Source organism: Rhodoferax sp. (assembly GCF_030653815.1).
In the GTDB taxonomy this organism is placed as follows: Bacteria; Pseudomonadota; Gammaproteobacteria; order Burkholderiales; family Burkholderiaceae_C; genus Rhodoferax.
This window is the reverse complement of the sequence record NZ_JAURYQ010000023.1, coordinates 87,635-101,534: the sequence shown is the minus strand read 5'-3', so window position 1 is coordinate 101,534 and position 13,900 is coordinate 87,635. Positions and strand designations below refer to the sequence as shown.

The 13,900-nt window shown below is 64.8% G+C and carries 13 protein-coding genes; 6 read left to right on the top strand and 7 right to left on the bottom strand.

Annotation, left to right across the window (positions count from 1 at the left end; translation table 11 throughout):
* Window positions 1-2: 2 nt before the first annotated feature.
* The 6 genes from Q7U49_RS08580 to senB all read right to left on the bottom strand — a co-directional run bounded on the left by Q7U49_RS08580 (window position 3) and on the right by senB (window position 7,308).
* Window positions 3-737 carry an ABC transporter ATP-binding protein gene (locus Q7U49_RS08580; protein ID WP_370653983.1) on the bottom strand — a complete coding sequence of 245 codons (735 nt, stop codon included), beginning with the start codon at window positions 735-737 and terminating at the stop codon, window positions 3-5.
* The gene (locus tag Q7U49_RS08575; RefSeq protein WP_304763775.1) at window positions 734-1,927 is read right to left on the bottom strand and encodes an ABC transporter permease; all 1,194 of its coding nucleotides are present in this window, start codon (window positions 1,925-1,927) and stop codon (window positions 734-736) included. Before Q7U49_RS08575 ends, Q7U49_RS08580 begins: the two co-directional genes overlap by 4 nt.
* Window positions 1,924-3,120, bottom strand: a complete 1,197-nt coding sequence (locus tag Q7U49_RS08570) for an efflux RND transporter periplasmic adaptor subunit (protein WP_304763774.1) — start codon at window positions 3,118-3,120, stop codon at window positions 1,924-1,926. Before Q7U49_RS08570 ends, Q7U49_RS08575 begins: the two co-directional genes overlap by 4 nt.
* Window positions 3,117-3,773, bottom strand: coding sequence for a TetR/AcrR family transcriptional regulator (locus tag Q7U49_RS08565; RefSeq protein ID WP_304763772.1), 657 nt, complete (start codon window positions 3,771-3,773; stop codon window positions 3,117-3,119). Before Q7U49_RS08565 ends, Q7U49_RS08570 begins: the two co-directional genes overlap by 4 nt.
* A 172-nt stretch (window positions 3,774-3,945) precedes the next feature.
* Window positions 3,946-6,237 carry a selenide, water dikinase SelD gene (selD, locus tag Q7U49_RS08560; protein WP_304763771.1) on the bottom strand — a complete coding sequence of 764 codons (2,292 nt, stop codon included), beginning with the start codon at window positions 6,235-6,237 and terminating at the stop codon, window positions 3,946-3,948.
* Between the two features lie 42 nt (window positions 6,238-6,279).
* Window positions 6,280-7,308, bottom strand: coding sequence for a selenoneine biosynthesis selenosugar synthase SenB (senB, locus tag Q7U49_RS08555; RefSeq protein WP_304763769.1), 1,029 nt, complete (start codon window positions 7,306-7,308; stop codon window positions 6,280-6,282).
* 5 nt (window positions 7,309-7,313) lie between these two features.
* Between senB and senA the strand changes: the two genes are divergently transcribed.
* Window positions 7,314-8,579 carry a selenoneine synthase SenA gene (gene senA, locus Q7U49_RS08550; protein WP_304763768.1) on the top strand — a complete coding sequence of 422 codons (1,266 nt, stop codon included), beginning with the start codon at window positions 7,314-7,316 and terminating at the stop codon, window positions 8,577-8,579.
* A gap of 11 nt (window positions 8,580-8,590) precedes the next feature.
* Here the strand turns inward: senA and egtD are convergent, their stop codons facing one another.
* Complete coding sequence (gene egtD, locus Q7U49_RS08545; RefSeq protein ID WP_304763767.1) at window positions 8,591-9,583, bottom strand: L-histidine N(alpha)-methyltransferase; 993 nt, start codon at window positions 9,581-9,583, stop codon at window positions 8,591-8,593.
* Between the two features lie 140 nt (window positions 9,584-9,723).
* Between egtD and Q7U49_RS08540 the strand changes: the two genes are divergently transcribed.
* The 5 genes from Q7U49_RS08540 to Q7U49_RS08520 all read left to right on the top strand — a co-directional run bounded on the left by Q7U49_RS08540 (window position 9,724) and on the right by Q7U49_RS08520 (window position 13,897).
* Entirely contained in the window at window positions 9,724-10,584 is an 861-nt protein-coding gene (locus Q7U49_RS08540; protein WP_304763766.1) for a putative selenate ABC transporter substrate-binding protein, read from the top strand.
* Window positions 10,585-10,600: 16 nt separating this feature from the next.
* Entirely contained in the window at window positions 10,601-11,431 is an 831-nt protein-coding gene (locus tag Q7U49_RS08535) for a phosphonate ABC transporter ATP-binding protein (RefSeq protein ID WP_304763765.1), read from the top strand.
* Window position 11,432: 1 nt separating this feature from the next.
* A complete protein-coding gene (locus tag Q7U49_RS08530) occupies window positions 11,433-12,269 on the top strand; it encodes an ABC transporter permease (RefSeq protein ID WP_304763763.1) in 837 nt (278 codons plus the stop codon).
* Window positions 12,266-13,069: a phosphonate ABC transporter, permease protein PhnE gene (phnE, locus tag Q7U49_RS08525; protein WP_304763762.1), complete on the top strand. Its 804-nt coding sequence runs from the start codon at window positions 12,266-12,268 to the stop codon at window positions 13,067-13,069. The genes Q7U49_RS08530 and phnE overlap by 4 nt, the downstream gene beginning before the upstream one ends.
* A gap of 102 nt (window positions 13,070-13,171) precedes the next feature.
* Window positions 13,172-13,897: a hypothetical protein gene (locus Q7U49_RS08520; protein ID WP_304763761.1), complete on the top strand. Its 726-nt coding sequence runs from the start codon at window positions 13,172-13,174 to the stop codon at window positions 13,895-13,897.
* Window positions 13,898-13,900 lie beyond the last annotated feature (3 nt).

Sequence of the window (13,900 nt, the reverse complement as noted above, 5' to 3'; positions counted from 1 at the left end):
TCCTAATCCAGCGAGAGTCCTTCGCCCGCCTCTTCCACGGTTTGCCCGTCGCGAATGTGGTAAATGCGCTTGAAAGTGGGGATGATTTTTTCATCGTGGGTCACCACGATGATGGCAGTATGGGCTTGCACGGCCATCTGGTTCAGGATGCGCATCACGCCCAGGGCGCGTTCGCTGTCCAGCGGCGCAGTGGGCTCATCCGCCAGAATCACCGGCGGGCGGTTGGCCAGTGCCCGGGCAATCGACACCCGCTGTTGTTCGCCACCTGAGAGCTGCGACGGCTCGGCCCGGGCGCGGTGTTGCACGTCGAGCGCGGTGAGCAATTCGAGCGCCCGAGCGCGCGACGGTGCGTTGGCCATGCCCGCCAGCATCGGCAGCAGCGCCACGTTGTCGGTCACATCCAGAAACGGAATCAGGTAGGGCGCCTGAAAAATAAAACCAATCCGGTCACGCCGCAGCGCGCGCAGGTCAGGCACTTTCCAGCCGTTGTCATAAATTACGTCGCTGCCCAGCGTCATGCGCCCCGAGGTGGGTTCGATGATGGCGCCCAGGCATTTGAGCAGCGTGCTTTTGCCCGAGCCCGAGGGCCCGACCAGGCCCACCACCTCACCCGGCGCCACCACCATGTTGACGTTCTTCAGGGCCTCGACAGCACTGTCACCCTGACCATAGACCTTGCGCAAACCTTCAATGCGGATGCCGCCCGGCGCTATATGTTTTGTGTTCATGGTGCTCATCCAATCGCCGCAGCCGGGTCGACCTTGAGCGCCACCCGAATTGCCAGTGTGCTGGCCAGGGCGCAAATGAGCAGCGTGGCAACCAGGCCGGTGACGGCGTCGCGCGGCATCAGCAGCACGTATTTGGGAAAGATCGGCGCCCACACGGTGGCGGCAATTTTGCCGACCATGAAGCCGATCAGCCCGAACCCCGTGGCCTGTTGCAGGATCATGCTGGCAATGGTCATGTTGCGCGTGCCGATGAGCTTGAGTACCGCAATTTCGCGAATCTTGCCGAGCGTCATGGTGTAGATGATGAAGGCCACAATGGCCGCGCTCACCACCGCCAGAATGGCCAGAAACATGCCGATCTGCCGGGCAGAGGTGGCAATCAGCTTGGCCACCAAGATGTCTTCCATGCCGGCGCGGGTGTAGACCTGCACATGTTTCCAGCGCTTAAGCGCGTCGGCCACCTCGTCGGCCGGCCAGCCGGGCTGCAACTGCACCAGCACCGCGTTGACGTTGTGGCTGCTGGTTTGCAGGGCTTGCACGGCATCAAGCAGGCCCGGCACGCCGGGGCGATTGAATGCCGGGTTGGCCGCGGTGCGAGTGCGGTCGCTTTGAATAGTGTCGTTGTCTTTTAAAAATTGCGCTTCCTGCGCGTCTTTGAGCGGCACAAACAGCATCGGGTCGCCGCCCGAAGACACCATGCGCTGGGTCAGGCCCACCACGGTGTAGCTATGGCGGCGCACCCGCACCGCGTCGCCCAGCTTGAGGCCGGTCTTGACGTCGGCCACGGCTTCATAGTGGTCACGGGTGAGCTGGCGCCCGGCCACCAGATAACCCGGCGCGCCGGGCTTGCCGGGTTCGACCCCCACCACCATGGTGCGGGCCTCTTCGCCGCTCGGGCGCTGCACCTGCATGGTGAGGTAGGTCACGTTGGCGGCCTGCGCCACGCCGGGCATGCCACGCACGCTGCGCACCACGTCGTCCTTGATGCTTGAGGCCTCGGCATACGGGCCCTGGGTGTCTTTTTGCACCACCCACAAATCGGCCTGGCTGTTGGTCAGCAGGGCCTGCGCGTCGTCCACCATGCCGCGATACACCCCGGCCATGGTCAGCGTCACGCCAATCAACAGCCCGAGCCCGAGCCCGGTCAGGGCGAACTTGCCCCAGCCGTGCAAAATGTCGCGTCCGGCCAGGCTGATCATGGCTTGGCCTCGGACTTGACAAGCGAATCCACCACAGAAATACGCGCGCCGCTGCTCAGGGCTTTCTGGCTGTAGACCACCACCCGGTCGGTTTTGTCGAGGCCCTTGAGTACTTGCACCTGGCCGTCCAGGCTCTGGGTGCCGAGTTGCACGGGCGCAAATTCAGGCTTGCCGTCTTGCAAGCGCCAGACGCCGCTTTGGCCTTGTTGATGCTGGATGGCGGCATTGGGCAACAGCAGTGCGGGGGCGGTGGCGGGCAACTGCAAGGTGACTTCGGCCATTTCACCCACCGACACACCTGCGGGCGGGGCATCAAAAGCCACTTGCGCGATGCGTTCTTCGGTGACGCTGTCGGCCAGCAATTCGATGCGTGCCACCTGGCCGCTCAGGGGAGTCTGTGGCCTGGAACGCAACACGATGCTGGCTTTGACGCCGGTGGCCAGACCGGCCGAGCGGCCCTGGTCGACCCGCAGCTTGACCCACAGGCTGGACGGGTCTATCAGGCGCAGCACCGGCTGGCCCGCCACCACGGTGCTGCCGGCTTCGGCATCACGCGTGGTCACCACCGCGTCGGCCGGAGCAAACAGGCGCACGTTGTCGCGCTGTTGTGCCAATGCCGCGCGCTCGGCTTGGATGCGGGTCAGGTCCTGCCCGGCACCGGCCAGATTGGCTTGCGCCGCCTGCACGGCCGCATTGGCCGAAGCCTGGGCCTGCAGTACCGCATCGAGCGCGCCGGGGCTGATGAAGTTTTGCCGTGCCAGGTCCTGGTTGCGCTGGGTGGTGGTGGTGGCCAGGGCACTGCGCGCCTTGGCATCCTGCAGTTGCGCCTGCGCGGCGACCTGGCCACTGCCGGCGCGCGCCAGCGAGGCATCGAGCGCAGCCAGACGCTGGCTGAAGTCGACCGGGTCCATTTCGGCCAGCAGTTGCCCGGCCTTGACAGGGTCGCCCACATCCACCTTGACGCTCAGCACGCGCCCGGCCACCGTCGGTCCGACCATCCAGCTGCGCCGGGCTTCGACCGTGCCGATGCCAAAAATCGAAGGGTTTAGCGTGCCCTCAAGCGGGCTCGCCACGGTGACCTTGATGGGCGCCAGCGGCCCGGTGCGCAGCGACACATAGGCCATGCCGCCGATGAGCGCCAGGGCGACGGCACCCATGATGAGGCGGCGTTTGAGCAAAGCTTGGTTGTTCATGGTGTTCCTTGGAAATCATTGGGCGGGCATTGCAGCCCTTGCTGCAGAAGGGCAAAAACACCCGGGGCCAGGGCGGCAATCGCATGCACGTCATCGGCCAGCAGGGCTTGCATGACCAGGCCCTGCACCGATCCGACAAACAACACGGCAGCGGCCTGCAGATCAACATCAGGGCGCAGCGCCTGTTGTGTTTTGGCGTGTTGCAACACGGCCAGCAGCAACTGGCGGTAGCGCTGCATCAGCGCGCGCACCCGGCTTTTGAGGGCGGTGTCGCCCGGGTTTTGCAGTTCCTGAAAGATCAGCCGCGGCACGCCGGGGTGAACCATGACAAAGTCCACATGGGCCAAAAAGACGGCGCGCAGGGCCGGCAAGGCGGCGCGGTCGGCATCTGCGGCGGCCGTGTGCAGGCGGTTCATGAGGGTCTCGGCCACCCATTCGAGCACCGCCAGCCAGATGGCTTCTTTGCTGGCAAAGTGCTTGAACACCGCGCCCTGCGAAATGCCCACTGCGTGTGCCAGGTCCGCCGTGGTGATGTCGGCCGGGCTGTGTTGTGCGGCCAGCAGCAGGGCGGCCTCCACCAGGCTGGCCTGACGCACAACGGTGCGCTGTTTTGGGGGTTTGTCCTGAACTTCCATGGCCTTAAAGTAATTCATCAATTACTTATTCTAAGGCTTGTGGTTTGTCTCTGGGGTGAAGGCTGGGTAAAGTTGTTCTGTTGTGTGCTTCGTTATCGCGTTGTGAAGCATGGGGTCGAGTTGTTCTGCACTGCGCGGGTTACCGCGAACAAGGCTTTGAAAAACTAATTAATCAGCAGAACCTGACAAGTCAGGGCAGCAACACCACCGGCTCCAACGCCTCACTCTGAACCAAAATGCGCCCAATCACCGCCGTCTGCGCATACCCCACCGCCTTCAACGCAGCCACACAAGCATCAGCCCGGTCAGCCGGTACGCTGGCCAGCAGACCACCGGCAGTTTGCGGGTCAAACAGCAGTGGGTAACGAGGGTCGTTGGCAAATGCCTCCTGGTTGCGCAGGGCACGGCGCAGGCGCACATTGGCCGGTTGCAGCGAACTCACAATGCCCGCCGCCACGGTGTCGAGTGCGCCGTCCAGCAGCGGCAGGTTGGATAACACCAGCTCGGCATCCACTGCCGAGGCCCGGGTCATTTCCACCAGATGGCCCAGCAGGCCAAAGCCGGTCAGGTCGGTGCAGGCAGTGGCGCCGAAGTCACGCAGGCATTGGGCGCCCTGCAGGTTGGACAGCACCATGGACTGCAACGCGGCGTCGATCCAGCGGCCCTTGGCGGCCAGCCGGGCGTGCGCGGCAAACAGCGTGCCGGTGCCAATCGGCTTGGTCAAAATCAGCACGTCGCCGGGTCGCATGCCACCCTTGCGCGTCACACCCACCAGCTGCTCGTCGACCAACCCGTTGATGGCAAAACCCAGCGCCAGCTCGGCGCCTTCGCCGGTGTGGCCGCCCACCAGCGCGCAGCCGGCGTCGTTGAGTACCTCGACCGCACCGCTCATCATCTGAAACAGCAGGTCTTCCACCTTGGCCTCCAGCCCCGGCGGCACGGTGGCGATGGCCGTGGCCGATTGCGGCTCGGCGCCCATGGCAAAAATGTCACCCAGCGCGTGGTTGGCCGCGACCTTGCCAAACAGGTAGGGGTCGTCAATGAAGGCGCGGAAAAAGTCGACCGAATGCACCAGCGCCATACCGGGCGGCACACGCACTATGGCGGCGTCGTCGGGGTCTTTGAGGCCGATGAGCACATCGTCGCGCTGTACCACTTGTAATGACGCCAGCGCCCGCGACAACACCGTGGCCCCCACCTTGGCGCCGCAGCCGCCGCATCGCATGGCGATGGCCGAAATGGCTTGCAGGGCTTCGTCCGGGTTCAGCGCCAATTGCGACGGCGTGCTGCGCGCTGGTGCAGCCGCCTTGGCTTGCATGTCGGGGAATTCCGAAAAATTGCGCATGAAACCCTGGTCGATCCAGTCTTTCCAGCGCCAGACCCAGTCGCCCCAAAAGCCCAGGGCGCCGCGCGAGGCCACGGCAAATCGGTTACCGGTGCTGATCAGGGCCAGCCAGCTGGATTGCGGGCGGTAGGCTTGCAGCGCGCGCCCCTGCATGCTCAGGCGCAGGTTGTCGGCCAGCGGCCGGCCCATGCGCACGGCAAACACACCGGCCTTTTCCAGCGGGTAATTCTGCATGGCGGCAATGTCACCGGCGGCAAAAATTGCCGGGTCGGTGAGGGTTTGCAGCTGGTCGTTCACCAGCACAAAGCCACCGGCATCCAGCGCCAGGCCAGTGCCTTGCAGCCAGGGTGCGCCGCCCGCCTGCGTGACCCACATGGTCTCGTCGGCTTCGACCACCAGGCCGCTGGCACAACTCAGTCGACCAGGTTCAACAAGGGTCACCTCGGCGTTCAGGTGCACCTGCACACCCCGCTCAGCCAAGACGCTGGCGAACTTGCGGCGCACACGGGCGTTGTGGGTCGGCAGAATGCTGTCCGTTGCTGTGAGCAGATGAAATTGCAGCAGCTCGGGGTCGCGCCCGCGAGTGCGCAGTTCGTGGCGCAGGCGGTACTGCATCGACAACAGCAGCTCGACCCCGCCGGCCCCGGCACCGACCACGGCGATGCGCAAAACGCCCTGGGTGTGGTCCTGCACTTTGGCCAGCAGCGCCAGCCAGCGCTGGTTGAAGCGGGTGATGGGTTTGACCGGGGTGCTGAAGGCATCGGCACCGGCGACACCGCTCAGGCGCGGCGTGGAACCAATGTTGATCGACAAACCGTCGTAAGGCACCGGCGGGCGATGGCGGCACAGCACTTTTTTATTGACACGGTCAATGCCCACCACCTCGTCGCGGTAGAGCCGGGCGCCGGCAAACACGGCCAAGCGCGCCAGGTCGATGTGCACCTCGTCATAACTGTAGTGGCCCGCCACATAACCCGGCAACATGCCGGAGTAGGGCGTGTGCACATCGGTGCAGATCACGGTCAGGCGCACGCCGGGCTCAGGCAACATGCCAAAACGCTTGAGCACGCCCACATGGCTGTGGCCGCCGCCGATCAGCACGATGTCTCTGGCAATGGGTTGATTGGGGTGTTGCATCAGGAAAAAATCTTAAGAACAATCAAAGAGAGCGGGCAGGCTTCAAACGCGGGGCGGCGCTGCCGAGAGTTGAGTCACCAGCTGCTGTAGCGCCCGCCGTTCGGTCTCGGGCGCAAACAGCGGCGCACGCACGACGCACTGGGCCTGCAGATGGGCGTAAAAAGCGGGCTCAACGTGGCAGCGCCGCAGCAAATCGACCAGCTGTTCCGCATGGTCCCAGTCAAAATAACCCGCGTAATCACTCCCCAGCATGCCGACATTGCCATCGATGCGCGAGGCCAGCACCGGCGTGCCGGCGCGCACCGCCTCCATCACCACATGCGCGCCACCTTCCATGCGGCTGGTGTGCACCAGCACATGGGCGCGCTGGATGCGCCGGCGCGTGGCCTCGTGTGGCAAGGCGCCCAGCCAACGGTAGCCCGGGCAGGTGGCAGCCGTGGCTTGCGCCTGCAAAGCCAGCACGGCGTCCAGTGGTGCGCCAATGTGGTCGATGTGAATGGCCTCGTGGGGCTTGAGCAGCCGGGCGGCGGCAAACAGGGTCTGTGGCGACTTTTCATCGCGCAGGTGGCCCACCATCACCGCCTTGATAAAACGCGCTGATTTTGGCAGGCGCTGGCGCGCCGACGTCGACTGAAAAATCACGTCGGTACGGAATTGCAGCGATGGCGGCAAGGCGGCGAGGCCCAGGGCCTGCAACACCACCAGGCGCTGCGCCCACTGCAGCGACTGCTGGGCCTGCGCATCGGTCTGGATGTCGCGGTACAGGTCGGTGCCGGTCAGCACCACGGCCAGGCCGGGCACGGGTTGCAGGGCAGCGCCACGCCCCCGGCTTTGTGCCCAGGCCTTGACAGAGGCCGCCGAGCGCCGCGCGTGCAGGGCGATCATGGCGCTGTCCTGTGCGGCGGCCGGGCCGTCGGGCCATTGGGTCACGATGCGTGCCTGGAAACCGGGATGGCCGGCAGTGGGAGTTTGCAGGAACTTTTGCCAGCGCCGGGCGGTTTGCCAATTGCCGTTGTTGGCATCGGCCAGCGCCGGGCTCACAATCACCACCTGTTTCTTGATGGAGGCCATCAGCCATGCTCCCCGAGTCGATTCCAACCCAGTCCAGCTGGCAACCCGCCCAGGCGGCACGCGCGGCCGACGCGCCAGCGCTGGCGCAGCACCTGCGCGCCAGCCGCGCGCACACGCTGGCCCTGCTGGAGGCTTACGAGGCCGCGCTCGGGCCGCTGCTGACTGTGCCGTGCAGCCCACAACTCAACCCGCCGCTGTGGGAGGTAGGGCACATCGGCTGGTTTCAGGAATTCTGGCTGGCGCGCAACCCGCAGCGCCGGTTGGGGATGGTGGCCGACCCGCAGGCGGCGCGCCCGCCCGCGCTGTTGCCGCAATCTGATGCGCTGTACAACTCCAGTGTGGTGGCGCACGACAGCCGCTGGTCTTTGCCCCTGCCCGATTTGCACGCCACCCGGGCTTATCTGCAGGCCACGCTGGAGCAGACCCTGGCGCTGTTGGCGGATGAGGCCACAGACGATGCCGCGCTCTATTTCTACCGCCTGGCGCTGTTCCACGAAGACATGCACGGCGAGGCCGCCGTCTACATGGCGCAGGCACTGGGTATTGGCTTGCCGCCGGCACTGTCGGGCGAGGGCGCAACACGACCTGGCGGGTCGCTGCAGTCGCTCAACTTGGCGGCAGGTGACTGGACGCTGGGCTACACGGGCCGTGGTTTTGCCTTTGACAACGAACTGGCGCCGCACCGCGTGCCGCTTGGTGCCTATGCCATCGACAACCGGCCGGTGTCGTGGCGGCGTTATCTGCCGTTTGTGGAACAGGGCGCTTATGCCGACGCGCAATGGTGGCTGGAGGCCGGTTGGCAGTGGTTGCAGGCCGGGCAGGGCGCCGGGGCTTTGGCGGGTCCACGCTATCTGCGCCAGGTCAGCCCGGGCCAGGGCGAATCGGTGTGGGAACAATGCCGCTTCGGCCAGTGGCACGCATTGGACCTCGACGCGCCGGCCTGCCACCTGGGTTATTTCGAGGCCGAGGCCTGGTGCCGCTGGGCTGGCCGCCAGCTGCCCACCGAGGCGCAGTGGGAACAGGCTGCCATGACCCAGCCTGGTTTTGTCTGGGGCGAGGTCTGGGAGTGGACCGCCAGCACCTTCAATGCTTACCCCGGTTTTGTGGCGCACCCCTACCGTGACTATTCGGCCCCCTGGTTTGGCGACCGCCCGGTGCTGCGCGGTGCCAGCCGGGCCACATCCAAACGCATGGCGCACCCGCGTTACCGCAATTACTTCACGCCTGAACGCAACGACCTTCATGCCGGGTTCAGAAGCTGCGCAGGATAAAAATTCATGATTCAGGCGCGCGCCCACATCACGGCGAAGCGGCCCGCCTCCGCGGTGGGCGCATCGGTCCACACCAGCGGTTCGGCAAAGCCGGCCTCGCGCAACAACTGCGAAAAGCCGGCCACGGTCCACTTGTAGGAGTTCTCGGTATGGATGCGCTCGCCCCGGCTGAAGGCGCGCTGGCCACCCGGCCACCGCACCGTCAAGTCGCTTTGCGCCACCAAGTGCATTTCGATGCGCGATTCCAGGCGGTTGAACAAGGCCAGGTGCGCCCAGTCGGCCAGCCGCAGGTCGGTGCCCACCAGCCGGTTCAGGTTGTAGATGAGGTTGCGGTTGAAGGCGGCCGTGACGCCCAGGGCATCGTCGTAGGCGGCTTCCAGTTCGGCTGCGTCCTTGACCAGATCAACGCCGATCAGCAGCCCGCTGCCGACCATCGGGCCACACGCCGCGCGCACCTGGCGCAAAAACACCAGGGCCTGCCGGGGGGTGAAATTGCCAATGCTCGAGCCCGGGTAAAACAGCAGCCGCGGGCCGGCACCGGGTTCGCCCGCCTCAGGCGGCAAATCCAGCGTGTGCGAAAAATCGAGCCCGACACCGACCAGGTCCAGCGCCGGGTGCTGGCGTTGCAGCTTGTCCAGGGTGGCGCGCAGAAAATCGACCGAGATGTCAACCGCCACATAACGGCTGGGGGCCAGCACGCCAAAAAGGCCTGCGGCCTTGCCACAGTTGCCTGCGCCCAGGTCAATCAGCGTGGCTCCTGGCGGCACCACCCGGGCCATGGCCTGGGCATGGGTGGCAAAAATGGCCGCCTCGGTGCGGGTCGGGTAATACTCGGGCAGCTCGGTGATGGCTTCGAACAGGCGCGACCCCAGCGCGTCGTACAAAAATTTCGGTGACACCGTGGCACCGCCGGGCTGCGGGTTGACCGTCAGGCCCTGTAGCAGCTCCTGGCGGATGTGCTCGGCACTGTCGTGATGCAGTTGGACAAATACAGGCGTTTTCATGGGGCGGTGCGGTTGGCTGGGACCTTATCGTAGCGCCCACGGCAGCAAATTGCATTTCTGATTACCATTGCCCCCGGCTTTGGCGCACCTTGACATGCGTCAACCTCTTTACCTTACACACAAGAAAGCTCTACATGCTCATGACTTCACGTCGCTTTGCCGTGCGCGCCTTGCTGGCCTGCACCGTTCTGGGTTTTGCCAGCCAGACGTTGGCCCAGTCCGTCTTCAAGATCACCGCCATCCCGGATGAATCACCCACCGAACTGGCGCGCAAAGCCGCACCGCTGGTGGCTTACCTGTCGCAAAAACTCGGCATGACGGTGGAATTTACCCCGGTGTCCGACTACGCCGCCGCCGTGGAAACGCTGGTCAACAAGCAGGTCGACATGGCCTGGTTTGGCGGTTTCACCTTTGTCCAGGCCAACGTGCGCTCCGGCGGCAAGGTGACTCCGTTGGTGCAACGTGCCGAAGACGCAAACTTCAAATCGGTGTTCATCACCTCGCAGCCGGGCATCTTGGCGCTGTCCGACCTGAAAGGCAAAACACTCAGTTTTGGCTCGGCCTCCAGCACCTCTGGCCACCTGATGCCGCGCAACTACTTGCTGGACGCCAAGATCAACCCCGACACCGACCTCAAACGTGTGGCGTTCTCGGGCGCCCACGACGCAACCATCGCGGCGGTGGCGGCAGGCAAAGTGGATGCCGGTGCCTTGAACGTGTCGGTCTGGGACAAGTTTGTCGCTGACAAAAAAGTCGACACCAGCAAGGTGCGGGTGTTCTACACCACCCCGGCTTATTTTGATTACAACTGGACCGTGCATGCCGACATGCCGCCCGCCTTGAAAGACAAAATCACCCGTGCCTTTCTCGACCTGAACAGCAGTACCCCCGAAGGCAAGGCCTTACTGGACCTGCAACGCGCCAGCCGTTTTATTCCGACCCAGGCCGCCAATTACAAGGGCATTGAAGCGGCGGCGCGCAGCGCTGGTTTGCTCAAATAATCGGCGGTTTTTTGCCATGCAAATAGCCCTGCAAGCCTGCTCGGCGCAGCATCCGTCAGCGCAAGCAACAGTTGCCCCGGCGCTCAAGGCGATTGACCTGGCGCTGGCGCAAGGCGAGCAGATGGCCATCATCGGGCCGTCGGGGGCGGGCAAAACCACGCTGCTGCACCTGATGGCCTGCGCCCTCAAACCCACCCGCGGCCAGTTGCTGCTCGATGGGCGTGACCCCTGGGCGCTGCGCACGGCAGACCTGCAGCGCCTGCGCGGCCAACTGTGCCTGGCGCCGCAGGTGCCACCGTTACCGGCCCGGCAGCGGGTCATCACCGCGGTGTTGGCCGGCCTGCTGCCGGGTATGGGCTTGTGGCAAAGCCTGGGCAATTTGCTCTACCCGCGTCACATCGACCTGGCCGAAACCGCGCTGGCGCGGTTCGATTTGGCCGACAAATTGTTCGAGCGGGTCGACCGGCTCTCGGGTGGTGAGCGCCAGCGTGTGGGCTTGGCGCGGCTGGCGGTGGCTCATGCGCGCCTGCTGCTGGTGGATGAGCCGCTGTCGGCGCTGGACCCCGAGCGCGCGCGCCAGGCCTGTGCGTCGATCACCGCGGTGGCGCGTGAGCAGCAGGCCACCCTGGTCGCTACCTTGCATCATGTCGATATGGCGCTGCAGCACTTCCCGCGCATCGTGGGACTGCGCGACGGCGAGGTGGTGTTTGACCTGCCAACCGTTGAGGTCACCCCCGAGCGTCTGACCGATCTGTATGCACGCCACCTGGACGAACTGACTGGGGTGCCACCGTTGCCTGACCTGTCTCTGGCCAGCACACCGGCCGTGACGCTGACCTGCCGTTGAGATGCCAACCCTGTCATCCCCGCCTGCCACGCGGCGCGACCCGGCCTGGATCGGCCGGCTGTTCGCGCTGCTGGCCACGGCCGTGGTGGCCTGGCCGCTGCTGGTGCTGGCCGAGTTCAAACCCTGGACCCTGTTGAGCCCCGAGAGCCTGCGCCCCACGCTGGGCTTTTTGGGGGACTTTTTTCCGCCCAAGCTCGAGCCCGAATTTTTGCTGCTGGTGGCGCGCGAAACCTGGCGCACCGTGGCCATCGCCACGGCGGGCATCGTGCTGGCGCTGGGCTGGGCCATTCCGCTGGCGCTGATCGCGGCGCGGCCGCTGTCGATTTCGGCCTTGTCGGGCCGCATGGCCCTGGTGCCCGCCGTGGTGCGCCAGGCGGTGCGCTGGCTGCTGATGGTGCTGCGCAGTGTGCCCGAGCTGATCTGGGCGCTCATTTTTGTGCGCGTGGTGGGGCTGGGGCCGACCTCGGGCGTGCTGGCGATTGCGCTCACCTATGCCGGCATGCTGGGCAAGGTCTACGCCGAGATTCTGGAGTCCAGCGACGCGCAGCCCGCGCAAAACCTGCTGCGCAATGGCAGCGGCCGGCTGCAGGCTTTTTTCTATGGCTTGCTGCCGCAAAGTGCGACCGAACTCACAAGCTACACGGTTTACCGCTGGGAATGCGCGATTCGCTCCTCGGCCGTGCTGGGCTTTGTCGGGGCTGGCGGATTGGGGCAGCAGATGGACGCCTCGATGAAGATGTTCAATGGCAGCGAGGTCGCCACCATGCTGCTGGTGTTCATGGCGCTGGTCTGGCTGGCCGACCGGGTCAGTGGCCTGCTGCGGAATTCGCTGGCATGAGCCCGAAGCGTCCGCCCCCGCTGTGGCACTGGCGTTGCCGCGCCTGCTGGCTCAACCTCGGGCTGCTGGCCTTGGTACTGGCCAGTTTCATGTCGCTGGATCTGAAATGGGGCAAGTTCTTGTCGATGGAGGCGCTGGCCTCGATGGGGCGTTTTGTCAGCGAGCTGCTGGTGCCGCAAACCGCCCCGGCGTTTTTGCACAAAGTGTTCTGGGCCAGCCTGGAAACGCTGGCCATGTCGGCACTGGGCACGGCGCTGGCCGCCGTGGCGGGTTTGGCGCTGGCCCTGCCTGCCGCCAAAACCCATGCCGGTGATGCGGCGCGCTGGCGCGAGCCCACCCGGCTGCTGCTCAATGCGCTGCGCAGCATTCCCGAACTGGTGTGGGCGGCGCTGCTGCTGATCTCGGCCGGCCTGGGGCCGCTGGCCGGCACACTGGCACTGGCGCTGCACACCACAGGTGTGCTGGGCCGCCTGTTTGCCGAGAGTTTCGAGAATCAGCCGAGCGGCCCAGCCGATGCGCTGCGCGTGCGCGGCATCCGCAAGAGTCAGGTGTTTTGGTATGCCGATTTTCCGCAGGCTGTGCCGCAGTTGCTGAGTTACACGCTGTACCGCTGGGAAAACAACATCCGCGCCGCCGCCGTGCTGGGGGTGGTGGGCGCCGGCGGCCTGGGGCAGATGCTGGGCTTTCACATGGGCCTGTTCCAGATGATGGAAACCAGCACGGTGCTGATCGCCATGATGGCACTGGTGGCGCTGGTCGACGGCCTGAGTTATTTCTGCCGCTGGTTGATGCAGCGTTAACGCGCCGCCGTGTGTCTTTACAATACTTTCGACATCACTTATGTAAGCTTGACCTGACGCTCACACACTGTGGGCATCCATCACACCTCAAGGATTTTCATCATGTCAACACGAGTCAGCCACAGTCTGAAGGCCATCAGTTTGGTCCTGTCCCTGTCTTTTGGCGCATTCGCCTACGCCGCTGACCCGGTGACCGACCTCATGCAGGCGGCCAACGCGCCGTACCGCATGGCCTTGTACAAGACCAACGGCAAATCGCAGGAAGAGGCACAGCAGGCGCTGGTGCAGGCGCAGCAGGCCTGGAACAAACTGAGTAGCCAGGTGGGTGCCAAACCGGCCGCACCCTACGACCGCGACCCGGCTTTTGCCGCCTCCGTGACGCAAGCCAGCAAGGTCTACGAACAGGCCCTGAAAGAAGTCAGCGCCGGACAACTCGGCGACGCCCACAACACGCTGGAGCGGGTGCGCGACATCATGGCCGACATGCGCCAGCGCAACAATGTGGTCGTGTTCAGCGACCACATGAACGCCTACCACAGCCAGATGGAAGTCATCATGATGCATGGCAACGAGACGCTGGCCCAGCCTAAAGGCATGCTGCTGTTGACCGCGCAGGCGGGCGCCCTGAGTTATCTGGCCAAACAGCTTGAAGCGCAGGCCACGGCCGAACTGAAGCAAAACGTCGAGTTCGCCGGACTTCTCAAGGCCGTGGGCCAGTCGGTGGTGAACTTGGAGGCGGCCCTGTTGAATCAGGACCTGGCAGCCATCAAGGAAGCCACTGGCAAGCTGAAAGGCCCGTACAGCAAGTTATTTGCCAAATTCGGCTGATTT